Source organism: Terrabacter sp. GCM10028922 (genome assembly GCF_042666095.1).
GTDB lineage: Bacteria > Actinomycetota > Actinomycetes > Actinomycetales > Dermatophilaceae > Terrabacter.
This window is the reverse complement of record NZ_JBHTFG010000032.1, coordinates 292825-316224: the sequence shown is the minus strand read 5'-3', so window position 1 is coordinate 316224 and position 23400 is coordinate 292825. Positions and strand designations below refer to the sequence as shown.

Annotated in this window: 21 protein-coding genes; 9 read left to right on the top strand and 12 right to left on the bottom strand. The window is 72.2% G+C overall.

Features of this window, described 5'->3' with window-relative positions; genetic code table 11:
• Positions 1 to 46 precede the first annotated feature (46 nt).
• Positions 47 to 1387 carry an AAA family ATPase gene (locus ACFQU3_RS21815; protein ID WP_385913726.1) on the bottom strand — a complete coding sequence of 447 codons (1341 nt, stop codon included), beginning with the start codon at positions 1385 to 1387 and terminating at the stop codon, positions 47 to 49.
• A gap of 114 nt (positions 1388 to 1501) precedes the next feature.
• On the opposite strand from ACFQU3_RS21815, the gene ACFQU3_RS21810 reads away from it, so the two are divergent.
• The gene (locus ACFQU3_RS21810; protein WP_385913724.1) at positions 1502 to 1948 is read left to right on the top strand and encodes a nitroreductase family deazaflavin-dependent oxidoreductase; all 447 of its coding nucleotides are present in this window, start codon (positions 1502 to 1504) and stop codon (positions 1946 to 1948) included.
• Here ACFQU3_RS21810 and ACFQU3_RS21805 read toward each other — a convergent pair.
• From ACFQU3_RS21805 to hisC, 4 genes are all read right to left on the bottom strand, one after another.
• Entirely contained in the window at positions 1932 to 2339 is a 408-nt protein-coding gene (locus ACFQU3_RS21805; RefSeq protein ID WP_385913722.1) for a glyoxalase superfamily protein, read from the bottom strand. The two genes, ACFQU3_RS21810 and ACFQU3_RS21805, sit on opposite strands and share 17 nt — an antisense overlap.
• A gap of 186 nt (positions 2340 to 2525) precedes the next feature.
• Positions 2526 to 3401, bottom strand: a complete 876-nt coding sequence (locus ACFQU3_RS21800) for a hypothetical protein (RefSeq protein ID WP_385913720.1) — start codon at positions 3399 to 3401, stop codon at positions 2526 to 2528.
• Positions 3398 to 4087: a hypothetical protein gene (locus ACFQU3_RS21795; RefSeq protein WP_385913718.1), complete on the bottom strand. Its 690-nt coding sequence runs from the start codon at positions 4085 to 4087 to the stop codon at positions 3398 to 3400. Before ACFQU3_RS21795 ends, ACFQU3_RS21800 begins: the two co-directional genes overlap by 4 nt.
• Before the next feature lie 74 nt (positions 4088 to 4161).
• Positions 4162 to 5322, bottom strand: a complete 1161-nt coding sequence (hisC, locus tag ACFQU3_RS21790; protein WP_385913716.1) for a histidinol-phosphate transaminase — start codon at positions 5320 to 5322, stop codon at positions 4162 to 4164.
• A gap of 147 nt (positions 5323 to 5469) precedes the next feature.
• On the opposite strand from hisC, the gene ACFQU3_RS21785 reads away from it, so the two are divergent.
• Positions 5470 to 6558: a 6-phosphofructokinase gene (locus ACFQU3_RS21785; RefSeq protein WP_385913714.1), complete on the top strand. Its 1089-nt coding sequence runs from the start codon at positions 5470 to 5472 to the stop codon at positions 6556 to 6558.
• A gap of 4 nt (positions 6559 to 6562) precedes the next feature.
• Positions 6563 to 6949 (top strand): phage holin family protein, encoded by a 387-nt coding sequence (locus ACFQU3_RS21780; protein WP_385913712.1) that lies wholly within the window; start codon positions 6563 to 6565, stop codon positions 6947 to 6949.
• A 61-nt stretch (positions 6950 to 7010) separates the two neighbouring features.
• Here the strand turns inward: ACFQU3_RS21780 and ACFQU3_RS21775 are convergent, their stop codons facing one another.
• Positions 7011 to 7760 (bottom strand): dihydrofolate reductase family protein, encoded by a 750-nt coding sequence (locus ACFQU3_RS21775; RefSeq protein WP_385913710.1) that lies wholly within the window; start codon positions 7758 to 7760, stop codon positions 7011 to 7013.
• Positions 7761 to 7916: 156 nt separating this feature from the next.
• Between ACFQU3_RS21775 and ACFQU3_RS21770 the strand changes: the two genes are divergently transcribed.
• From ACFQU3_RS21770 to ACFQU3_RS21755, 4 genes are all read left to right on the top strand, one after another.
• Positions 7917 to 9113, top strand: a complete 1197-nt coding sequence (locus ACFQU3_RS21770; protein ID WP_385913708.1) for an exonuclease SbcCD subunit D — start codon at positions 7917 to 7919, stop codon at positions 9111 to 9113.
• 1 nt (position 9114) lies between these two features.
• Complete coding sequence (locus tag ACFQU3_RS21765; protein WP_385913706.1) at positions 9115 to 12108, top strand: AAA family ATPase; 2994 nt, start codon at positions 9115 to 9117, stop codon at positions 12106 to 12108.
• 38 nt (positions 12109 to 12146) lie between these two features.
• Complete coding sequence (locus ACFQU3_RS21760) at positions 12147 to 12527, top strand: DUF1304 domain-containing protein (RefSeq protein ID WP_385913704.1); 381 nt, start codon at positions 12147 to 12149, stop codon at positions 12525 to 12527.
• Between the two features lie 109 nt (positions 12528 to 12636).
• Complete coding sequence (locus ACFQU3_RS21755) at positions 12637 to 13848, top strand: MFS transporter (RefSeq protein WP_385913702.1); 1212 nt, start codon at positions 12637 to 12639, stop codon at positions 13846 to 13848.
• Between the two features lie 39 nt (positions 13849 to 13887).
• Here ACFQU3_RS21755 and ACFQU3_RS21750 read toward each other — a convergent pair whose 3' ends face one another.
• Together ACFQU3_RS21750 and paaN are read right to left on the bottom strand one after the other, a co-directional pair.
• Positions 13888 to 15297, bottom strand: a complete 1410-nt coding sequence (locus tag ACFQU3_RS21750; RefSeq protein WP_385913700.1) for an MFS transporter — start codon at positions 15295 to 15297, stop codon at positions 13888 to 13890.
• The gene (gene paaN / locus ACFQU3_RS21745; RefSeq protein ID WP_385913698.1) at positions 15290 to 17014 is read right to left on the bottom strand and encodes a phenylacetic acid degradation protein PaaN; all 1725 of its coding nucleotides are present in this window, start codon (positions 17012 to 17014) and stop codon (positions 15290 to 15292) included. The genes ACFQU3_RS21750 and paaN overlap by 8 nt, the downstream gene beginning before the upstream one ends.
• Before the next feature lie 114 nt (positions 17015 to 17128).
• On the opposite strand from paaN, the gene ACFQU3_RS21740 reads away from it, so the two are divergent.
• Positions 17129 to 18385, top strand: a complete 1257-nt coding sequence (locus tag ACFQU3_RS21740; RefSeq protein WP_385913696.1) for a 3-hydroxyacyl-CoA dehydrogenase NAD-binding domain-containing protein — start codon at positions 17129 to 17131, stop codon at positions 18383 to 18385.
• Entirely contained in the window at positions 18382 to 18813 is a 432-nt protein-coding gene (paaI, locus tag ACFQU3_RS21735) for a hydroxyphenylacetyl-CoA thioesterase PaaI (protein ID WP_385913694.1), read from the top strand. Before ACFQU3_RS21740 ends, paaI begins: the two co-directional genes overlap by 4 nt.
• 129 nt (positions 18814 to 18942) lie before the next feature.
• On the opposite strand, the gene ACFQU3_RS21730 is transcribed toward paaI, so the two are convergent.
• From ACFQU3_RS21730 to ACFQU3_RS21715, 4 genes are all read right to left on the bottom strand, one after another.
• The gene (locus ACFQU3_RS21730) at positions 18943 to 20493 is read right to left on the bottom strand and encodes a DEAD/DEAH box helicase (RefSeq protein WP_385913692.1); all 1551 of its coding nucleotides are present in this window, start codon (positions 20491 to 20493) and stop codon (positions 18943 to 18945) included.
• Between the two features lie 250 nt (positions 20494 to 20743).
• The gene (locus tag ACFQU3_RS21725; RefSeq protein ID WP_385913690.1) at positions 20744 to 21574 is read right to left on the bottom strand and encodes an amino acid ABC transporter ATP-binding protein; all 831 of its coding nucleotides are present in this window, start codon (positions 21572 to 21574) and stop codon (positions 20744 to 20746) included.
• Entirely contained in the window at positions 21571 to 22395 is an 825-nt protein-coding gene (locus ACFQU3_RS21720) for an amino acid ABC transporter permease (RefSeq protein WP_385913688.1), read from the bottom strand. Before ACFQU3_RS21720 ends, ACFQU3_RS21725 begins: the two co-directional genes overlap by 4 nt.
• Positions 22396 to 22501: 106 nt before the next feature.
• On the bottom strand, positions 22502 to 23338 hold the full coding sequence (locus ACFQU3_RS21715) for an ABC transporter substrate-binding protein (RefSeq protein ID WP_385913686.1): 837 nt from the start codon (positions 23336 to 23338) through the stop codon (positions 22502 to 22504).
• Positions 23339 to 23400 lie beyond the last annotated feature (62 nt).

The window sequence follows — 23400 nt, the reverse complement described above, 5'->3', positions numbered from 1 at the left end:
GAGCAAGGACGTATGCCGCCCAGCCGGGAGCCACGGAAAGGTGCGGTCAGCGACGCGTCCCCCATGACCACGCGGGCGTCGTGAGCAGGCCCTGGCCGCGGACGAAGGTCTCGCCGAGGTCCTTGACGAGGGTGACGCCGCGGGCCGGGGTGCCCAGCCCGACCGGCGTCTCGTCCTCGTCGTCGGGGTCGATGACGCCGAGCTCGCCGACGAGGGCAGCGGAGTGCGAGACGACCATGACCTGGCTGCGTCGGGCGGCCGCCTGGATGAGCCGGGCGAGGGGCGCGAGCAGGTCGGGGTGCAGCGACGTCTCCGGCTCGTTGAGCACCATGAGCGGTGGCGGGTCGGTGGTCAGCAGTGCCGCGACGAGCAGCAGGTAGCGCAGTGTCCCGTCGGACAGCTCGGCGCCGGCGAGCGGTCGCAGCATGCCGGGCTGGTGAAGCGCCACGTCGAAGCGACCGCCGTCGACGGTGACGTCGAGGATCGCGCCGTCGAAGGCGTCGGCGACGGCGCGGTCGAGCTCACCCCTGTCGTTCTCGCGGATCGTCTGGAGCGCGGCGGCGAGGTCGGCGCCGTCGTCGGCGAGCACGGGGGTGCGGGTGCCGACGTGTGGCGTGCGGGCGGGCGCACCGGCGTCCGCGCGGAACCCGTCGTAGAAGCGCCAGCCGCGGATCATCCGGCGCACCCTGAGCAGCTCGGGTGCGCGCTCGGGGTCGGCCAGCTCCGTGAGCATGCTCTCCCAGGGCCGGAGCGTGCGGGTCAGCTGCGCCCAGCCGCGGCGCGTGCCCTTCGCTGCCCGCGACCCGGTGCCGGCGCCCGGGGCCGCGACGGGGTCGGACTCCCACTCGACCGCGTCGTCGCGGTCGTCCCAGTCGTCACCCCACCCGTCGTCGCCGCCGAGCGCGGTGCGCGTCTCGACGACGCCCCACCGCCGCCGCACGAGCACCGAGCCCGGACGCATGACCGGGCCGGACCACACGACCTCGCGCTTGATCTCGGGGTCTCGCAGGAACGCCGAGGGCGTGCCCCCGTCGCTGCCCGACGCCTGCTGCGGGAGGCCGAGGTCGACGAGGTAGCCGAAGTCGTCGGAGGCGAAGCCGAGCTGGAGACTGATCGGACCCTTGCGGCGAGTGCCCTGGACCGCGTGGCCGCGCTCGCGTGCCCCGCCGAGCGTGGCCGGCCCCGCCCAGAGGGCCGACTCGAGGCCGCCCTCGCGCGCCAGAGTGGCGATCACGTCGCCGCGACCGCACCCGGCGAGCAGCCGCAGCGACCGGTAGAGGCTGGACTTTCCGCTGCCGTTGGCGCCCGTGACGACGTCGAGGCCGTGGAGAGGCACGACGACGTCGCGCAGTGATCGGTAGCCGGACACGGCGACGGCGGTGAGCATGCCCCGAACGTATGCCGTGGGGCTGACACCTGACAGACCTGTCGGGGACCCCGCCTCCGTTGACGGTCCGGTCGTCCCGCGGGACGCTGAGTCGGAGGGCGAGGAGGGCCGGCCATGACGACGCGCAGGCACCGGATGATGCACCGTGGCAACGCGATGGGCCTGTGGATGCACCGCCGTTTCCATGGCCGGCTCGACAGTGGTGGCGCCGCCAAGGTGCTGATGCTGACCTCACCGGGTCGACGGACGGGGCTGCCACGGTCGGTCATGGTCCGCTACCTCGACCACGAGGGGGGCTACCTCGTGTGGGGCACCGGAAGTGGGTCGCCGACCGAGCCGGACTGGTTCCGCAACCTGCGCCGCGCGCCGCGCGCACGGGTCGAGATCGGGACGACGGGCAGGGACGTCGTGCCCCAGGTCCTCGACGACGGGGAGCGCGACCGCGTCTGGCGCGACGTCGTGCTGGCCGCCGCCCCCGGCGTCGCGAAGTACGAGGCGAAGGCCGGCCGGACCATCCCCGTCGCCGTGCTGCGACCTGTCGAGGTCACGCCTCCGGGTTGACGCCCTCACCGCCGGCGCCGGCTGACCACGCGGGCAGCTGCTGGAGCGACCAGCGGTTGCCGTCGGGGTCGGAGAAGAAGACGAACCTGCCCCAGGGCTGGTCGTCGACCTCGGAGGCCTCGACGCCCCGGCTGACGAGCTCGGCCCGAACGGCATCGACGTCGGCCACGACCATCTGGAGGTTGTCGAGGCCGCCGGGCACGATCTGCGTCAGGCCCTTTCCGATCGCGATCGAGCACGCCGACCCGGGCGGCGTCAGCTGGACGAAGCGGACCTCGTCACTCACGGTGTAGTCGTGGTCGGCGTTGAACCCGACCCTCTCGACGTAGAACTCCTTGGCCCGGTCGACATCGGTCACGGGCACCGCCACCAGCTCGAGCTTCATGTCCATGCACCGACCGTAGGCGCTGGCGCCCACACCCGGGGGCCGAGCAAGGTGCCGGAAGAGGGGCGACCCCGTCCGACGGGTCGACCAACCGGACCGAACCCGCCCTGCGGACACCCGTGAGCACGGCAGGGCGCGGGCGTCCGGTCCGTCGACCCGTCAGTCGGGCGGGTACGGTCAGCGCGGGGACGGTCAGCGCGGGCGGAAGCGGGCCGGGTCGGACCCGGGCTGGGGAGGGTCGTCGGAGAAGCCGACTCCCGCGTCGCCGCCCCCACTCCAGTGCCCCGGCGACCAGCCGGGCCGCACCACGGGCTCGCGGCCGGGGTCGACGTCGCGCATCGTCGCGATGCCGACCCGCGGCTCGGACTCGGCAGGTCCCGCCTCCTCGACCGGGGCACGCCTGCGGACCCGTCGGGCCACCTCCTCGACCATCGCCGCGGCTGCTGCCAGGACTCGTAGCACCGGCCGCCATCCCATGACCACGAAGGCCGCCACCAGCATCGCGATGGCGGCGAGCTGGAGGAGGCCGACCACCGTCGTCGCCCTCCAGATGCCCTCGGTGCCGCCGTAGAAGTCGCTCCACAGCCGGCCCGCCGTCTGACCCAGGTCGGCGCTCACGTGGCCCGTCAGCCATGAGGTGCCCGCGATCCCGAGCAGCACGCCGTCGGAGCCTCGTCGCAAGGCGTAGCAGGCACCGGCCGCCACGCCGACGAGGAGGGCGACGCCGAGAAGCAGGAGGCCGGCGGGGTTGCCGAGGTCGAGACGGTTCTCACCGGCGTCGACGCCGATGTTGGCGATGCGGCCCCACGACCAGAACGCGATCTCCTGCACCGGCGCGCTCCCGCCCACGTCGGGCAGCGGCAGGTAGGAGATGGTGTGCGTCGGCCAGATCGCCGTCGGCGCGGCGCAGAGCACGCCGGCGAGGACGAGCACCGTGCCGACGAGGCGGCCCCGCACGACAGGGACGCGCGAACGCAACCGACGCCAGGCGGTGTCGACCGGCGCGGAGAGCGCCGTCCCGCCGACTTCCGCGACGTGGCGGGAGGAGGGCTGCTCGGGAACGCTCACCGTTGCTCCTCGTCACCGAGCTCGACGGCAGGGGCGGCGAGGTGCTCGCCGTCGGGTCGAGACGTGATGGTCGCCCGGGCCCGGCGGGTCGAGGCCCTCGCGTGCTCCTGCACGCCGCCCGGGTCGCGCTCGTCAGGTCCGCCGCTCGCCACGGTACGCAGCCGCGTGACCCAGGCGGACGGCATACGGACGCCGGTGACCGACGCAGCCATGAGCGCGACGGCGACGACGAGCGCCAGCGCGGCCAGGGACTCCAGAGCCCCGACGGTCGTCGTGGAACCGATCGCGGCCAGACCGTGCACGTCGTCGCGGACACTGGCGCCGTGGCGCTCGGCCACGGTCGTCGCGAGCCGGCCGAGCAGGGCCGCCGCGGTGACCAGCGCGGCCACCGAGGCCCAGGGCGCCGACGTGAAGAGCCACACGAGCGCCCCAGCCGCCGCGACCGCGAGCAGGGCGACGAGGACGACGAGACCGAACGCGTTCGGGAGGTCCTGCACGACCGCCCCGCCGGCGCCGAGCACCCGGGAGCGGCCCCAGCTCCAGTCCTGCTGGTCGAAGAGCAGGACGCCGCCCGCGCTGTCGAGCGTCGTCAGCTGCCAGGTCGGCGCGACGACCGACGGGAGGGCCATGACGACGCCGACGAGCGCCATCGCCACGGCTGGGACCCTCTCGCGCACGAACCTCATCGCGCCCTCCTGACACCGCGCCTGACCGTGCGTGACAGCGCGACCGACCGCGGTTCAGACCATTGTCGCCTCGTTCAGCGCGCGCCGAAACGTTCGGCGACCTCGAGCAGGCGCGAGTTGGCCTCGGCCTCGCCGATGGTGACGCGCACGCCGTCGTCGCCGTACTGCCGCACCATGAGCCCGGCCTCCTCGCACGCCTGCGAGAACGCGGTCGAGTCGGCGCCGAGCGGGAACCACACGAAGTTCGCGTCGGACTGCGGGAGCTTCCAGCCCTGGTCGGCGAGGGCCTGCACCACCCGGTCACGCTCCGCGACGATCGAGTCGACGCGCTCGCGCAGCTCGTCGAACGCGTCGAGCGAGGCGATGGCGGCGACCTGGGCGATCGAGTTGACGCCGAAGGGGGTGGCCGTCTTGCGGAGCGCGGCGGCCACGGGAGGGTGGGCGACGGCGTACCCGACGCGGAGGCCGGCGAGGCCGTACGCCTTGGAGAAGGTGCGCAGGACGACGACGTTGGGGCGCTCGCGCCACACCTCGAGCCCGCGGACGGCCTGCGGGTCGCGGACGAACTCGACGTACGCCTCGTCGATGACGACGATGACGTCGCTCGGCACCTTGTCGAGGAACGCCTCGACCTCGGCCTGTCGCACGCACGGCCCGGTGGGGTTGTTGGGGGTGCAGAGAAGGACGACGCGGGTGCGGTCGGTGAGAGCCGCGAACATCGCGTCGAGGCGGTGTCGGGCCTGCTCGTCGAGCCCGACCATGACGGGCTTCGCGCCCGCCAGCTGCGTGACGATGGGGTAGGCCTCGAAGGAGCGCCACGCGAAGACGACCTCGTCGCCGGCGTCACAGGCCGCGTTGACGATCTGGGCGAGCACCGCAACGGACCCGGTGCCCGTCGCGAGGCACTCGGCCGGCACGCCGAGGAACCGCCCGAGGCGCTGCGTGAGGGCCGTCACCGCCATGTCGGGGTAGCGGTTGACGGTCGCCGCCGCGTCGTCGATCGCCGCGACGACCGACGGGAGGGGGCCGTACGGGTTCTCGTTGGAGGACAGCTTGTATGCCGTCACGCCGGCTGGTGCCGCCGCCGGCTTGCCGGGCTTGTAGTCGGGCATCTGGGCGAGGACGTCACGCAGGCGCACCGTCGCGTGCGCCTGCTCCCGCCCGCCGTCGCGCACCTCCTCCGGGGTGGCGCTCTCGGTCACGCTGTCGGTGGTGCTCTCGCCGGCGTCGCTCATACCCGAACTCTAGAGGCAGTGTCCATGGCGGCGACCGGCCCATGGACGCAGGCCTGACGGCAGGGGCTCTGTGTGGCTAGGCTCACAACGTCGCGTCACCGCCGCCTCGACACCCATTCTTCATGCCACTCTTCCGAAAGTCAGATCATGCGCATCGGCATCCTCACTGGGGGCGGGGACTGTCCCGGCCTCAACGCCGTCATCCGGGGCGCGACCCGCGCCGCCGAGGTCACCTACGACAGCACCGTCATCGGCTTCCGCAACGCGTGGCGGGGGGTCATGGACAACGACTACGAGATCCTCGACGTCGACCGCTGCCGCGGCATCCTCCCCCTCGGCGGGACCATCCTCGGGACGTCCCGTGACCAGCCGTTCGCCCACGAGGACGGCCTCAAGCGGGTCCGCAAGGCCTACGACCGGCATGGCCTCGACGCCATCATCGGCATCGGTGGCGAGGGCTCGATGGGCGTCGTCAACCGGTTGCACGAGAACGGCTTCCCCGTCATCGGGGTGCCCAAGACCATCGACAACGACATCTCCCTCACCGAGATGACGTTCGGCTTCCAGACGGCCGTGCAGATCTGCACCGACGCCATCGACCGGCTGCACACGACGGCCGAGTCGCACCACCGCGTCCTCGTCGTCGAGGTCATGGGTCGCCACGTCGGGCACATCGCCATCTGGTCGGGCCTCGCCGGCGGCGCCGCGATCACCCTCGTGCCCGAGGAGCCGTTCGACATCGACGAGGTCTGCGAGCGGATCGTCCACCGGCACAAGAAGGGCCGCTTCGCGACGATCGTCGTCGTCGCCGAGGGTGCGCTGCCCAAGGAGGGGACGATCGAGATCCCCGAGCCCGAGGTGGACAAGTACGGCCACCAGATCCTCGGCGGCATCGGCTCGATCCTGGCCCGCGAGATCCAGGGACGCACCGGCATCGAGAGCCGCATGACGGCGCTGGGCCACATCCAGCGCGGCGGCTCGCCCGTCGCGTTCGACCGCGTGCTCGGCACCCGCTTCGGTGTGGCCGCTGTCGAGGCCGCCCTCGACAGCGCGTGGGGCCAGATGGTCGCGCTCCAGAAGGGCCACATCGAACGCGTCCCGGTCGCCGAGGCCGTCGGGTCGCTCAAGATGGTCGAAGCCGACCTGTTGCGGCTCAACGCGATGTTCCAGCCACGCATCCCCGGCGACGAGCACCCGGGCCTTCCCGCGGATGCGCCTGCGCCCGTGGAACACTGACCGCATGCTCCTGAACTTCGCGATCAAGACCGTCGTCAACGGCGTCGCGCTGTGGATCGCCGCGCTCCTCGTCGACGGCATCAACTTCGGGACGAACCCCGACACGTGGGCTGTCGTGCGCACCGTGCTGCTCGTCGCACTCGTCTTCGGCATCGTCAACGCGTTCGTGCGGCCGATCGCCAAGGTCGTCTCGCTGCCCTTCATCATCCTGACGCTGGGACTGTTCGTCTTCATCGTCAACGCGCTGATGCTCGAGCTGACGTCCTGGCTCTCGGACAAGCTCGGTCTCGCGTTCCACGTCGACGACTTCTTCTGGGACGCGGTGCTGGGGGCGCTCATCATCACGTTCGTCTCGATGATCCTCGGCTTCTTCAACCCCAGGGACGATTGAGCGCGCGTCGCCGTCCTTTGCATCGCGTATGCCGTGAGCCCGCCTTCCCGTGGAGGCGGGCTCACGCCGTACCGGCGGCTCCGGGGAACCCGGCGGACCCTGCGGACCCGGCGGACCCGGCCACGGCGTAACGGAGCCACAGCGTGCCGTCGTCGAGGCGATCGAGCTCGACGAGCTCGAGTCGGACCCCAGCCGGGCCGAGCGGGCGGGACAGCATGACGAGCCCCTGGCCGTCGGGGTCGCCGGAGACGACGGGGTCGAGCAGCAAGGCGATCTCGTCGACGAGCCCGGCCTCGAGGAGCGCCCCGTTGAGGGCGCCGCCCGAGTCGGTGCGGACCAGCATGACGCCGTGCCGCTCGGCGAGCAGGTCGAGCGCGGCGGTGAGATCGACGCGGCTGTCGCCGACGACGTGGTGCTCGATGCCACGGCGATCGAGGTAGTCGAGGTAGTCGGACGGCGTGGACGCCGTGACGAGGACGACGATGCCGCGCCACCACGGCTCGGCCTGCGCGTGGATCCAGCTGCGCACGCGACCGGCGCTGTCGGGGACGACCAGGAGCGGCAGAGGGTCGTGCACCAGCTCCTCGAAGCCGGGATAGACGGCCTTGCGTGGCGGGGCGGGGACGACGCGAGCCTGGTCGGCGGGCGACTCGGGTGGGCCGAAGGCGAGCGCGGTGGTGCTGCCCATGAGGTTGGCGTCGGCGCGCCATCGGAACGAGCGGGTGTAGTAACGCCCAGGGTCGGTCTGGAAGCCGACGACGCGGCCGTCGATGCTCACCTCGTTGTAGACGACGACGTGTGGACGAGCCATGCGGTCACGGTAGGCGGCGGCAGCGACGGTGCCGGACGGCATACGCGAGCCGTGTGGGTGGAGCGCCGGCGCCGGGTGGTGACGGCTCGGCCACGGCTCGCGGCTCACCGGGGTGTCGGCTGGGACCGTGTCGGCGCGGGGTCCTACCGTCGAGCCATGCGGTTGCTCCACACCTCCGACTGGCACCTCGGGCGCACGCTCCACGGCGTGAACCTCCACGAGGCGCAGTCTGCCGTGCTGGAGCGCATCTGCGAGCTCGTCGAGGACCCGCCCGACGGCATCCCCGTCGACGCCGTGCTCGTCGCGGGCGACGTCTACGACCGTGGGGTCCCGCCCGTCGAGTCGGTGCAGCTGTTCGAGTGGACGCTCTCGCGGCTGTCGGCCGTGACGACCGTCGTCGTGACGTCGGGCAACCACGACTCGGCGATCCGGCTCGGCTACGGCGCCGGGCTCTTCCGCGAGCGCATCCGCATGGTCACCGACCTCGGGATGCTCGACCTGCCCGTGCGGCTCGAGGGCAGCGACGGCGTGCGCGCCGCGGTCTACGGCATCCCCTACCTCGACCCCGACCACGCGCGGGCCGCCCTGGCGCGTGGCCGCGAGCCGTTGCCGCGATCGCACCAGGCCGTCGTCGGGGCGGCGTGCGACCGCATCCGGGCCGACCTCGCGGACCGGCCGGGAGTGCGGTCGGTCGTGCTCGCGCACGCGTTCGTCGCGGGCGCCGAGCCGAGCGACTCGGAGCGCTCGATCATGGTCGGCGGCGTCGACCGCGTCGCGGGCACGGTCTTCCACGGCATCGACTACGCAGCGCTCGGACACCTCCACGGACCGCAGGCTCCCGAGTCGGCCGAGGGGTCGGTCGTGCGCTACTCCGGTTCGCCGCTGCGCTACTCGTTCTCCGAGCAGGACCACACCAAGGTCGTCCTCCTCGTCGACCTGGCCGCCTCGGGGCCGGCCGTCGTCACGCCCGTCGAGATCACCCAGCCGCGCGCGATGGCGACGCTGCGCGGCCGGCTCGACGACCTCCTCGAGTCTCCCGAGCACACCTCTGCCGAGAGCGCGTGGGTGCGCGTCACGGTCACCGACCGCGTGCGTCCCGACTCGCTCATCGACCGGCTCAAGTCACGGTTCCCGCACGCGCTGCAGGTCTTCCACGAGCCCGTGGGGGCCATCGAGCGCGGGCGCTCGGGCACGACCGTCGTCAGCGAGCGCGAGCCGCGCGAGCTCGGCTGCGACTTCATCGCCTACGTGACCAAGACCGAGGCGAGCGGCGGTGAGGTCGACGTCTTCGAGGCCGGCTTCGAGGCTGCTGTCAGGGCGCAGCAGCGGGCCGAGGCGCAGGAGGTGGCGTGACGTGCAGCTGCACCACCTCTCCATGACGGCCATCGGCCCGTATGCCGGCACCGAGGTCATCGACTTCACCACCGTCGGGCGCGCCGGCCTCTTCCTGCTCGAGGGCCCGACCGGCTCGGGCAAGTCGACGATCATCGACGCGATCACCTTCGCGCTCTACGGCAAGGTCGCGCAGGCCTCGGCCGACGTCGAACGCATCCACTCCCACCACGCCGACCCGCGCACCGTGCCGGTCGTGACGCTCGTCTTCGAGACGCAGTCCGGGCTGTTCCGGGTGCAGCGCACCCCGCGGTTCGAGCGGCCCAAGGCGCGGGGTGCGGGCACGACGGTGCAGCAGCCGACCACCAAGCTCTGGCGGCTCCAGACGCCCGACGACCTCACGGGCGGCGAGCTGCTATCGACCAACATCGGCGACTGCGACGACGAGATCACCCGCGCGGTGGGCCTGACCCGCGACCAGTTCGTGCAGACCGTGATCCTGCCGCAGGGCGAGTTCGCGACGTTCCTGCGGGCGCGGTCCGAAGACAAGGGCAAGCTCCTCGAGAAGGTCTTCGGCACGGCGTTCTTCCGGCGCGTGCAGGACGAGATCGTCGAGGCCGGCAAGGCCGCGCAGGCGCGACGCCAGTCGGCCGTCGACGAGATCCGTCTCGCGGTGCACGCGCTCGCGGTGTCGGCCGGCCTCGAGACGGAGCGCCGCGACGTCCTCGAGCAGCTGAGCCGCACCGCGCCCGACGCGCTGGGCGGCGAGCTGGCCCAGGTCGTCGACGAGCTCACGACGCGCGAGCGCCACGCCGGCAAGGCGAGCCGTGAGGCCATCGAGACGCACAAGCAGATGGCCGACATGGTCAGCGACGCCCGCCTGCGCATGCAGCGCCGCGAGCGCCTCCTCGCGCTCCAGCAGCAGGAGCACGACCTCGGCAAGCAGGCCGTCCGCTTCTCCGAGCTGCGCCATGAGGTGGCCCGCGCGCAGCAGGCCCGGCCGGTCGCCGGCGCGGTCCGCACCCTCGCGCAGTCCGAGGCGGCACTCAAGCGGGCCGGGACGGCCCTGACCCAGGCACGCGACCGCGTCGAGGCGGCGCTGCGTGACCACGGGCCCGCCGCGCTGCGTGAGGCCGCCGCCCAGGCCCGCGAGGTGGTCGGCTCGCTCACCGGAGCCATCGCCCTGGAGTCGGCGCTCGCCGGCCGCGTCGAGGAGCGGCGGCGCCTCGCCGAGCGGCTCGACGGCATACGCCGGTCGGTGGCCACGGTGACGAGCGAGCTCGACGCGCTGCCCGCGACGATCAGCCGGCACGAGCAGGCCCTGACCGAGGCGCGAAGGCTTGCGGCGCTCGTCGACGGACGGGCCGCCGAGGGTGAGCGGGCCCGTGACCGGCTCGAGGCCGCCGTCGCGCACGCGGCCGCCGGCGCCCGGGTCTCCGCGGCCGAGTCCGCGGCGACCTCGGCCCTGTCCGCGGTGGCGCAGGCCGAGACGGGTCTCGCCGCGCTGCGTCGGGCCCGCATCGACGGCATCGCGGGCGAGCTGGGCCTCTCACTCGTCGATGGCGACCCGTGCCCGGTGTGCGGCTCGACCGAGCACCCCTCGCCGGCGCGCCCCACGCTCGATGCGGTGACCCCTGAGCAGATCGAGGCCGAGGAGGCGCGGGTCGCACGCCTGCGCGCCCAGGCCACCGTGGCGGCCGAGGCGCTCGGCACCCTCCGGTCCGAGGTGCGCGAGCTCGCTGCCCGCGCCGACGGGCTCGAGGTCGCGGCGGCGCGCGCCAGGGCCGAGTCCGCAGCGCGCGAGCTCGCCGAGTCGGTGCAGGCCCGGTCCGACGCCGAGGCCGGCGCGCGGCGGCTCACCGAGCTGCGGGCGCGCGTCGACGAGCTGTCGGCCGAGGCCGGCCGGCTCGGAGCCGGCCTCGCCCGCACCGAGCAGTCCGTGACAGACCTCGACACCCGCATCGCCGAGGAGACCGCGCTCGTCGAGCAGGCCCGCGACGGCCACCCGAGCGTCTCGGCGCGGCGCGACGAGCTGGTCCAGGCCGCCGGTCGCATCGACGCACTCGTCGACGCGCTCGCGCAGCGCGACGTCGCCGCCACGGCGGTCGCCGAGGACACCGCCGCGCGTGACGCCGACCTCGCGCAGTTCGGCTTCGCCGACGTCGCCGAGTGGATGGCGGCCGACCGGGGCGGCTCGTGGATCGACGCCAAGACCCGCGAGATCGACGACTTCGAGCGCGCCTGCACGCAGGTGCGGGCCGGCCTGAGCGGTCCCGAGCTCGCGGACGTCCAGCTCGACGCGCTCTTCGACGACATCGAGCAGCTCGAGGCGCTCGCCGCCGCGGCCAAGAAGGAGATGGAGGCAGCGAGCAACGAGCACGGCAGCCTCCGCGACCAGGTCACGCGGACGAAGCGCCGCGTCGGCGACATCAAGGACGCCATGCAGCGCAACGCCGCCGTCATCACCGAGACCGCCGACGCCGTCCGGGTCGGCCAGCTCGTCGCCGGCAACGGCGACAACCAGCTCAACCTCGACCTCGCGAAGTACGTCCTCATCCGGCGCTTCACGGAGGTGCTCTCGGCGGCCAACACCGAGCTCGGGCGCTTCTCCGGCGGCCGCTACACGCTCGAGCACACCGACGCGAAGAAGGGCAACGCCAAGTCGGGGCTCGGGGTGCGTGTGCACGACATGCACACCAACCAGGTCCGTGAGGTCGGCACGCTCTCGGGCGGCGAGACCTTCTACGTCTCGCTCTCGCTCGCACTGGCTCTCGCGGAGGTCGTGCGAGCCGAGTCGGGCGGCGTCGACCTCGGCACGCTCTTCGTCGACGAGGGCTTCGGCACGCTCGACCCCGACGTGCTCGACGACGTCATGCACACCCTCGAGGGTCTGCGTGAGGGCGGGCGCACGGTCGGGATCGTCAGCCACGTCACCGAGCTGAAGTCCCGCGTCGCCGACCGCATCGAGGTGCTGGTCAACCCCGACCGCACGAGCACCCTGCGCGTCACCGCCTGAATGACCTGACGAGCCCGTGGGCCCCCTACGATCCGAGCATGAAGATCGCCGCGAGCGTGTTCGTCGCACTGGCCGCCCTGCTCCACGTCTACATCTTCTGGATGGAGAGCATCGGCTGGACCCGGCCGGAGGTCTGGAGGCGGTTCGGGGTCGCCGACCAGGCCGCGGCAGACGTCACCCGGCCGATGGCGTACAACCAGGGCTTCTACAACCTCTTCCTCGGCCTCGGCGCCGCCCTCGGGCTCGTGCTCTGGTGGGCGGGCCAGGACGCGGCTGGACAGGCCCTCGCCCTCTTCTGCACCGGCTCGATGGCCGCGGCCGCGGCCGTGCTCGTCACGACCGGCCGCAGCTACCTGCGCGCGGCCCTGTCGCAGGGCACGCTGCCGCTCATCGGGTTCGTCCTCACCCTGATCGCCTGAGCCGCGCCGGGTCGCGCCGGGTCGCGCCGGGTCGCGCCGGGTCGCGCCGGCTCGACCCGGCTCCGGCGAACCGCCGCCCACCGGCGCCCCTGACGGCTACCGTCGAGGAATGAGCTCGCGGGCGGGCGGGAGCAGCCTGTGGACCCCGGACTTCATCCGGATCACGGTGATGGACCTGGCCTACTTCCTCGCGGCCGGGATCATGATCTACGCGCTGCCGCTCTACGCCGTCGGACCCGTCGGCGCGGACGAACGCGGCGCCGGCGTCGCCTTCGGGGCGTTCACCATCACCGCCCTGATGCTCCGGCCGTATGCCGGCCGGCTCACCGACCGCCTCGGCCGGCGACCGCTCATGGTGGCGGGCGCCCTGCTGGCTGCCGCCCTCACGCTGTGCTTCCTCCTGACGTCATCGATCGCGGCGGTCATCGCGGTGCGTCTGGTGTCGGGAGTCGCCGAGGCGGCCTTCTTCGTGGCCGGCTTCGCGATGCTCGCCGACCTCGCGCCACCCGGGCGGCAGGGCGAGGCTCTCAGCCTCAACTCCATCGCGCTCTACCTCGGCATCGCGCTCGGGCCGATCATCGCCGAAAACCTCATCGACCTCAGCGGCTTCGGGGCAGCCTTCTGGGCCGCGGCCCTGCTCTGCCTGGTCGCGGCCGTCCTGGCGTGGCTGACGACGGAACCGCCGCGCGAGGACGACGGCCCGGGCACGGGTCCGAGCGGGCTCGGCGCCGCACCGGCGCAGCTCATCCACCGGCGCACGATCGCACCGTCGATCGGCTTCGTCGGCGGCCTGCTCGCGTCCTCGGGGTTCATGGCGTTCTGCTCGATCCGCGCCGGTGAGATCGGCATGACGACGCCGAGCCTGGTGCTCATGACCTACGGAGCCACGGTCGTCGGCGTACGGCTGACCCTTGCGACCATCGCCGACCGGGTGCCGCCACTGCGCGTCCTCACCTCCGGACTCGGCGTGCTGTGTTGCGGAGCGCTGGTCGCTGCGTTCGCGACTGGACCGGCGCTGCTGGTGACCGCGGCGGCGGTCATCGGGCTGGGAGTCGGCCTGCTGACACCCGCGTTCTTCGCCGCGGTCTTCGCGGACGTCGCACCGAGCCAGCGCGGCGCCGCGTCCGGGACGGCGTCCATGGCGATCGACCTCGGCCTCGGCGTCGGCCCGATCCTGCTCGGCTTCGTCGCGCAACCGCTGGGCATCCCCGCCGCCTTCGTGGTCGGAGCCGCGGCCGCAGGCCTCGGTGCCGCCTGGACCGTGGGGCTCATGGCACGACGCGCGGCAGCCGGCAGACGCGTGGCCGACGAGGTCGGCTGAGCGACCGCGCGCCGCCGCGCGCGCCACCGGGCAGTGGCGTCAGGCGGCGGCCGCTCGCACGCGGCGCCGGGCCGCCATCGCGAGGACGAGGATGAGCACGCCGATGACCGACGCGGAGCCGGAGAGCGTGCCGTAGCCGTAGCGGTCGACGACGAAACCGGCGCAGGCGCCGCCGAACGCTCCCATGAGCCCCATGACGAGGTCGGCCAGGCCCTGCGACGCCGGTCGCTCGTCCGTCGAGACCGCGGCGGTCAGCAGGGTCGAGCCGGACACGAGCGTGCACGACCAGCCGACACCGAGCAGGAACAGCGCAGAGAGCAGCAGTCCGGACCAGCCGGCCTGCGAGCGCGACGCGAGGACCGCGGCGAGCGTGAGGATCACGCCACCTGTCATCGCGACCCGCTGACCGCCGAAGCGGTCGACGGCGAGACCGACGATCGGCGACAACGCGAACATGCCGAGGATGTGGACGGAGATGACGAAGCCGATCACCTCGAGCTCGGCATGGCCGTGCTTCATGTGGATCGGCGTCATGACCATGACGCTGACCATGACGAGGTGCCCCAGGGCCATGACGAGCACGGCCGGCAGCGCGCCCGGCCTCGACCGGACGACCGCGAGGCCACGGCGCATCGAGCCGTCGTGGTTCGGCACGTCGGCGACACCCCCGGAGGCCGGGTCCACGACGGCCTCGGAGGGAGGCGTGCCGACCGGCGTCGCGACGGCCGGCGTCGCGACGGCCGGCCTCGCGACGGCCGGCGTCGCGACGGCGGCTGTGGCACCGGCCGCCCGCGTGGGGTCGTCCAGCGACCGCGCGGTGAGCAACGGGTCGGGCCGGAGCCGGCGGTCGACGAAGAGCCAGGCCAGCAGGAACCCAGCGAGCGAGAAGACGAACACCCCGCTCAGCTCCGGCAGCCGCAGTGCGTTCGCGAGGGCCTTGCCCGGGCCGACGAGGTTCGGCCCGGCGACCGACCCGATCGTGGTCGCCCACACGACGATCGACAGGTCACGCCCCCGGCGCGCCGGCTCGGCGAGGTCCGCTGCCGCATACCTCGTCTGGTTGTTGGCGGTCGTGCCGCCGCCGAAGAGGAACATCCCCACGACGAAGAGCGGGAACGACCTCACCACGGCCGCCGCGACCACGATTGCGGACCCGACGAACGCCAGGCTGAGCCCGAACCGGAGGCCGATGCGCCGCCCGCGCGCTGCCGTGGCCCGCGCGACCGGGATCGTGATGAGCGCCGTGCCGAAGACCTGCGCCGTCGTGCCGACACCGGCCAGTGCCTCGGTGCCGCTGAGGTCCTCGGCGATCAGTGCTCCCACCGCGATGCCGCAGGCCATGCCGACACCGCTGAGCACCTGTGAACCGACGAGCGTCCGAACCACCTTGCGCTGCAAGGCGGCCCGGTCCAACGACGCAGGTGTGACCACCACGGGCGGCTCAGACATGACGCCGCGACGTGATGACTCGGAACCGGTTCGCGACGAACGCGGCGTCGGTGTACGCGGCGTTCGCGGCGGGGTTGGCGCCCGTGCCGTGCAGGTCGGAGAAGGCCGCGGTCTGGTTGACGAAGACCTGACCGGTGAGGTTCTCGGACAACGCGACCCCGCCCTGCGCCGCCGCGTCACGTGCCTGCTCGAGCACCTCCTCGCTCGTCGAGTACACCGCCGCCGTCATGGCGCCGTGCTCGCGCACCGTGTCCGCGAGCTGGGCGAGCGACTGCTCGGTCGAGGCAGTGCGGATGAGGAAGCCGACCGGGCCGAAGCACTCCTGCGTGTAGACGTCCTCGCGGGCCACGTCGACCGCGACGAGGCCGGGGGCGCGGACGACGGCGTCGGCATACGCCGGATGGGTGACCCGACGCGACTCGAGGACGACCCTGCCGTCGGCGTCCGCGGCGAGCTGCGTGAGCGAGTCGGCGTTGCTGCGCACCTGGTCGTTGACCGTCGCCCCGAGCAGCTCGACGGCCTTGGCATCGTCGCCGGTGAGCCGCCCGACCGCGCCCGCGATCCGGTCGCCGAGCTCGTCGAAGGAGAGGTGGCCCTCGTCGGTGTCGATGCCGTCGCCCGGCACGTAGAGGTTCTGCGGCGCCGTGCACATCTGGCCCGAGTAGAGCGTGAGGCTGAACGCGAGGTTGCCGAGCATGCCCCGGAGGTTGTCGGTGGAGTCGATGACGATCGAGTTGATGCCGGCCTTCTCGGTGTAGACGAGGGTGCCGTTGGCGGCTGCCGACTGCTCGAGCCAGGCGCCGAACGCCGGACCACCCGTGTAGTCGATGATCGCGACCTCGTCGCGCTCGGCGAGCGTCTTGGCGAGCCCTTGGCCGTCCGCCTCGGCAGCGAGCTGCACGAGCGCCGCGTCGAAGCCGGACTCGGCGAGCACCTCGCGCGCCACCTCGACCGAGATCGCGAGCGGCAGGACGGCGCGAGGGTGCGGCTTGACGACGACGGGGTTGCCCGTGACGAGGGAGGCGAAGATGCCGGGATAGGCGTTCCACGTGGGGAACGTGTTGCAGCCGATGACGAGCGCGACGCCGCGCGGCACGATCCGGTAGTCCTTCTGCATCCGCGTCGGCGCGGGGTTGCCCTCGCGGTCGCGGCCGGGCTTCTCCCACACGACCGAGGAGGGCACGCGCTCCTGCTCGACGAGACCGGCGGCGACCGCCTCGATCGCGCGGTCCTGCGCGTGCGGCCCGCCTGCCTGGAACGACATGACGAACGGCTGGCCCGACGTGTGCATGACGGCGTTGGCGATCTCGAAGCTGCGCCTGTTGATGCGGTCGACGATCTCGACGCACACCGCGGCGCGCACCTGCGGCCCCGCGTCACGCCAGGCCGGGATCGCCGCACGAGCGGCTGCGAGCCCGGCGTCCACGTCGAGCGCCGGGTAGGTCACGCCGAGGGTCGGGCCGTAGGGCGAGACCTCGCTGCCGACGAAGGTGCCGTCGGTCGGCTGGCTCGACAGGGCGGCATACGGCTGCCCGAGGTGGGCCTCGTGCGCGGCCAGGCCCTCTGCTGCGGCGGACTCGCCGTAGACGCGTGGGCTGGGCGACTCGGGGTAGCGGGAGTACCAGGAACGGCTCGTCAGGGCCTGACGGATCTCGTCGAGGACTCCCTCGTGCGCTTCGAGCAGGGGGTGGGTGGGCGTCGTTGCCTGTGCTGTCACGCCACGATGCTAGTCCCGGTAGGACGCCCGTCCGTATGCCGTCGGGCACCGGGCTGGCGGCGCCGGCGACGCCCGCCGCGCGCACGGGGCGGGCGACGCGGCAGGATGGCTGGCATGGACACGGACGCCACGGAGCCCGCCCAGCCACGCCCCGACGAGGACCGCACGAGCGAGCCCGACACGGCCGACGTGGGGTCGGCGTTCGGACCGGTCGGAGTCGTCGGAGCCGGCGCGATGGGAGCCGGCATCGCGCAGGTGGCGGCGACGGCAGGCCACGCAGTGAGCCTCGTCGACGCCGCGCCGGGCGCTGCAGCGGCTGCCGTCGAGAGGATCGGCGCCGCGCTGTCGCGCCTCGTCGACAAGGGCCGCCTCCCGGCCGACGACGCCGCGGCGGTGCTCGCGCGCGTCACCCCGGCCGAGTCACTCGACGAGCTGCCCAACTGTGGTCTCGTCATCGAGGCCGTGCCCGAGGACCTCGACCTCAAGCGCCGGATCTTCGCCGAGCTCGCCGACAGCCAGCCCTCGACGACGGTCCTGGCCACGAACACGTCGAGCATCGACATCGACGACATCGCGACCGACGTCGCCGACCCCGAGCGCGTACTGGGCCTGCACTTCTTCAACCCGCCGCCCGTCATGGAGCTCGTCGAGGTCGTGCACGGCAAGCGCACGGCCCCGGCGTTCGTCGAGCACGTCACCGCGCTCATGGCGAGCTGGGGCAAGACCCCGGTTCGGTGCAGCTCGACACCGGGCTTCATCGTCAACCGGGTGGCGCGGCCGTTCTACGGCGAGGCGCAGCGCATCGTCGAGAGCGGTGTCGCCGACGCCGCCACCGTCGACTGGGCGCTGCGTGAGAAGGGCGGCTTCCCCATGGGCCCGCTCGAGCTGACCGACTTCATCGGCCAGGACGTCAACCTCGCTGTCGGCACATCGGTCTGGGAGCAGACCGACCGCGACGAGCGTTATGCCCCAACGAATTTCCAGCGTGACCTCGTGGCTGCCGGCCGGCTGGGCCGGAAGTCCGGGGCGGGTGTCTACACATATGCCGCCGACGGCTCCGCGCAGGACGCCGAGCCGGACCTCGAGCTGGCCGGTCGTCTCGTCGGCGGGCCGATCGCGACCGACCCGCTCGCCCGTACTCTCGCCATGCTCGTCAACGAGGCTGTCGACCTCGTGGCCCGCGACGAGGCGAGTGCCGACGACGTCGACACCGCGATGCGGCTCGGGGTCCGCTATCCCAAGGGGCCGATCGAGTGGGGACGCGAGATCGGGTTCGACCTCGTGGCGCGGCAGCTCGCCGAGCTCGACGAGGCGTTCCCGGGTGGGCGCTACCGGCCGAGCCCCGCGCTGACCGACGGGAGCCTGACGTGAGCGGCGTCGAACCGCAGCCCGGTGTCGACGGTGTCGCCTTCGCACGGCAGATGTGGGCCGACGACGAGGCCTCGCGGCGCCTCGGGATGGAGGCCGCCGTCGTCGAGCAGGACCGTGCGGTCGTGCGGATGGCGATCCGCGACGACATGGTCAACGGCCACGCCATCTGCCACGGCGGCTACATCTTCATGCTCGCCGACTCGTGCTTCGCGCTCGCCTGCAACTCGCGGGGTCGCGCCACGGTGGCGGCCGGGGCCGACATCTCCTTCACCGCTCCGGGCCGGCTCGGTGACGTGCTCGTCGCCGAGGGGAACGTGCGGTCGGCGTTCGGGCGCAGCGGCATCACCGACGTGACGGTGAGGCGCGAGTCCGACGGGCAGATCATCGCCGAGTTCCGCGGCCGCAGCCGCAGCCTCAAGCGCCCCTGACCCTCAACCGTCGAAAGGCCAAGACCTGGGCCGGCTCGACCGACGAGTGGCCAAATCCCCGCGGCGAGAGGTGGCCACTCGACGGGTGGGAGGCCACGAGAGGGGGCCTCTCGACGGGTGGAGGGGTGGTCAGCGGGAGCGGCGGGAGCCGGCGCGGGTGCCGGCCGAGAACGCCGCGGCGCCGCCACTGCTGCTCGTCGAGTAGACCGTCGCCGTTCCGCCGCGACGGCCGGAACCGGCGCCGCCCGAACGGCGACCGCCGGCCTGGCCCTCGCCAGCCTGACCGGCCGCGCGACCGCGGCCCGAGCCCTGGGCACCGGAACGGCCACCCGAGCGACCAGCGCCGCGACCCGCACCGCGGGACTCGGCAGCCGCACCACGGCCGCCGCCGGCTGCCGCGCCGCCGTTGCCGCCACGACCACGGCCGCGGCCGGAGCCACGTCCGGAGCCGTTGCCGGCGGTCGCACCCGAGCCGGCCGGCTCGGCCTCGCGAACGAGCCCGCCGGCATACGACCGGTCGCCCGGGGCGAGCTCGGTGAGGAGCGGGTGACCGATGGCGACGCGCGTCGTCGTCGGCTTGATGCCGGCCTTGCGGGTCAGGTCGCGCACGTCGCGGACCTGCTCGTCGAGCATCATCGTGACGACGGTGCCGTCGTTGCCGGCGCGGGCCGTGCGGCCCGAGCGGTGGAGGTACGCCTTGTGCTCGACGGGCGGGTCGGCGTGGATGACGAGCGCGACGTCGTCGACGTGGATGCCACGCGCGGCGATGTCGGTGGCGACGAGCGTCTGCGCACGGCCGGAGTGGAAGTCGTCCATGTTGCGCGTGCGGGCACCCTGGCTGAGGTTGCCGTGCAGCTCGACAGCCGGAACTCCCGACGCGTTGAGCTGCTTGGCGAGCTTCTTGGCCCGGTGCTTCGTGCGCGTGAAGACGACCTTGCGACCCGGGGCCGCGGTGAGGTCGAGGATGACGGGCAGGTGCGAGCCGTTGTCGACGTGGAGCACGTGGTGGCTCATCGTCGAGACGGGCGACTGCACCGAGTCCGCCTCGTGCGTCACAGGATTGTGGAGGAACTTGTTGACGATCACGTTGATCGCACCGTCGAGGGTGGCCGAGAAGAGAAGCCGCTGGCCATTGCGCGGCGTCTTCTCCATGATCCGGCGGACGCCCGGGAGGAACCCGAGGTCGGCCATGTGGTCGGCCTCGTCGAGGATGGTGACCTCGACGCTGTCGAGGTTGACGTGGCCCTGCTGCATGAGGTCCTCGAGGCGGCCCGGGCAGGCGACGATGACGTCGACGCCGTTGCGCAGGCCCTGGACCTGCGGGTTCTGGCCGACACCGCCGAAGATCGTCTGTGAGGTGAGGCCGAGCGCCTTGGCGAGCGGGGCCATCGCGGTGTCGATCTGCGTGACGAGCTCGCGCGTCGGCGCGAGGATGAGGGCGCGCGGCCGGCGGGCCAGGCGGCTGCGGCGCGACTGCGACAGGCGGGTCAGCAGCGGCAGGAGGAAGGCGTACGTCTTGCCGGAGCCGGTGCGGCCACGGCCCAGCACGTCGCGGCCGGCGAGCGAGTCGGGCAGCGTCGCGGCCTGGATGGGGGTCGGCGTGGTGATGCCGAGGCCGTCGAGGACCGTGACGAGGTTCGCGGGCACGCCGAGGACGGCGAAGTTCGTGTCAGTGGACACAGATGGGTACTCCAAAACGTGGATGAGGTCGTTCTGCCCGGCGCGATGGGCCTCAGCTGTGAGGCGTCGCGGCGCAAGAGCGAATCGACGGGGCCGGCGACACTCCGCCAGGCCAAGAAGAGGCGACCCGAGGCAGAACTGGGCGGGCCGCTGTGGGAAGCGTACCGGAGCGGGCGCCCCAAGCGTTAACCGGGTCGATCCGCCGACATCCGACGTGTTTCCACAAACACATCAGACAGCGGGACCGGGCTCAGTGGATGTCGCGGACGCCCTCGTCGGTGATCTCTTCGGCCTCGATGACCATCGGGTTGAGGACCCGGTGCAGGAACGACTTGGTGCGCGCCTCCTGTGGGTCGCCGATGACCTCGTGAGCCGGCCCCTCCTCGACCACATAGCCGCCGTCCATGAACACGACGCGGTGGGCCACCTCTCGCGCGAAGGCCATCTCGTGGGTCACGATCATCATCGTCATCCCCTCTGCGGCCAGCGCCTTCATGACGGCCAGCACCTCCCCCACGAGCTCCGGGTCGAGCGCGGAGGTCGGCTCGTCGAAGAGCATGAGCTCGGGGTCCATCGAGAGCGACCGGGCGATGGCGACGCGCTGCTGCTGACCACCGGAGAGCTGCGCGGGGTAGGCATCCTCCTTGTGGGTCATGCCGACTCGCTCGAGGTTGTGACGGGCCACCTCCTTCGCCTTGGCCCTCGACCGCCTGAGCACCTTCGTCTGCGCAACGGTGAGGTTGTCGAGCACGGTCAGGTGCGGGAAGAGGTTGAAGGACTGGAAGACCATTCCGATGCGCCGACGCACGCGGTCGATGTCGACGTCGGGGTCGGTGATCTCGTCGGTTCCCACGAAGATTCGGCCGGAGGTGGGGTCCTCGAGCAGGTTGACGCAGCGCAGCAGGGTCGACTTGCCCGAGCCGGACGGGCCGATGACGCACACGACCTCTCCCAGGTCGACGTCGAGAGTGATGTCCTTGAGCACCTCGTTGTCACCGAACGACTTCTTGAGGTTGCGGATGGAGATGGCGTGCGCCGGGTTCGGGCCGCGCTCGGCAGTGGACGGGGTCGACATGGTCATCGGGCCTTCGCGTAGCGGCGCTCGAGCTGACGCACGAGCATGGACAGGGGCAGCGTGATCGCGAGGTAGCAGACGGCCCCGACGATGAGGGGCGTCGGGCTCACGGTCCGGTTGAGGAAGTCCTGCGAGAACTTCGTCAGCTCGTACTGGTTCGCGGTCACACCGACGACGTAGACCAGCGACGAGTCCTTGATGAGCAGGATGATCTCGTTCGTCAGCGGGGGGATGATGATCCGGAACGCCTGCGGCAGCACCACGGTGCCCATGGTCCGCGAGTGCGACATGCCCAGCGTCCGAGCCGCTTCGACCTGTCCCCTCGGGACGGCCTGGATGCCCGCCCGGATCGTCTCGGCCATGTAGGCGCTCGCCGTGACGCCCAGACCGACCATGACCATGCCGGACGTGCCGAACGGGAAGGAGAAGCCGGGAAAGGCGTTGGGTATGCCGTAGGCGACCATGAAGAGGACGACCAGGGCCGGCACCCCACGGAAGAACTCGATGTATGCCGTCGCGAACCATCGATAGGGCCCGATCGAGCTCAGCTTCATCATCGCGAGGAGCAGACCCACGCTGAGCCCGAAGACGAACGCGAGCGCGGTGTAGATGAGGGTGTTGACGACACCGATGGTGATGACGCGCGGCACCATCCGCTCGAAGATGTCGCTGCGGAGGAAGGCCCCGCTGAAGGTGGCCCAGTCGGTCTTGAGGGCGATGAGCGCGACGACGACCAGGCCGATCGTGTACTGCACCCCCCGGCCGAGTCGGGCCCGCTGGCGGCGGGTCAAGCCGCTCCGGCGGTTGTCGACGGTCTCGATGGTCATGCTGTCCTCACTCGTTCGCAGGGGCGGACAAGGGCAAGGCTGGCGCAGACCCGATGCCTGCGCCAGCCCTGGGCGCTCAACGGCCGTTCAGGCCGTCAGCCGGTCGTCAGGAGGCCGGGACGTCGCCGATCCACTTCTTGTAGAGCTTGTCGTAGGTGCCGTCCGCCTTCGCCGACGCGATGACCTCGTCGACGACCTTCTTGAGGGCTTCGTTGCCGAGCTTCATGCCGAAGCCGTACTGCTCACCGGTGTCGAACTGGGTGGCGATGGCCGCCTTGCCGGGGCTCTCCTTGAGCACCTCGGTCCAGACGGGGAGGTCGTTGATCGCGCCGTCGACCTGGCCGGTCAGCATGGCCTGGGTCTCGGCGGCGAGGTCCTGGAACTCGACGATCTCGTAGCCGTTCGCGTCCTTGTTCTTCGTCGCGTAGTCGAGCCCGGTCGTCGAGGCCTGAGCGCCGAGCTTCTTGCCCTTGAGGTCGGCGAGCGTCTTGACCGTCGAGCCCGTCGGGACGAGCAGCGCCTGCGTCGCGTCGAAGTACGGCTCGGAGAAGAGGATGGCCTTCTTGCGCTCGTCGGTGATCGTCATGCCGGCGGCGGCGATGTCGCACTTGCCGGTGGCCATGTCCTGGCCTGACTTGATGCCCTCGAAGGGGGTGTCGACGATCGCCTGCTCGACACCGAGCTTCTTCGCGACGAGGTCCATCATGTCGACGTCGAAGCCGACCGTCTTGCCCGAGTCGTCGTTCGACTGGAACGGGGCGTAGGGAAGGTGGGTGCAGACCGTCAGCTGGCCTGCGCTGATGAGGGTGACGCCCGAGGCGCCGCTCGCGGGGGCCGCGGGGGTCGTCGTCGTGCTGGTGGGGCCACTGCTGCAGGCCGAGAGCGCCAGGACGCTCAGCCCTGCGACGGCGATCAGGGACCGGAGGGTGTGTCGAGACTTCACGGAGTCGCTCCTTACTCTTGGTCACGACGATCGTCGTGACCGGCAGGCGCCGATGATTGCAC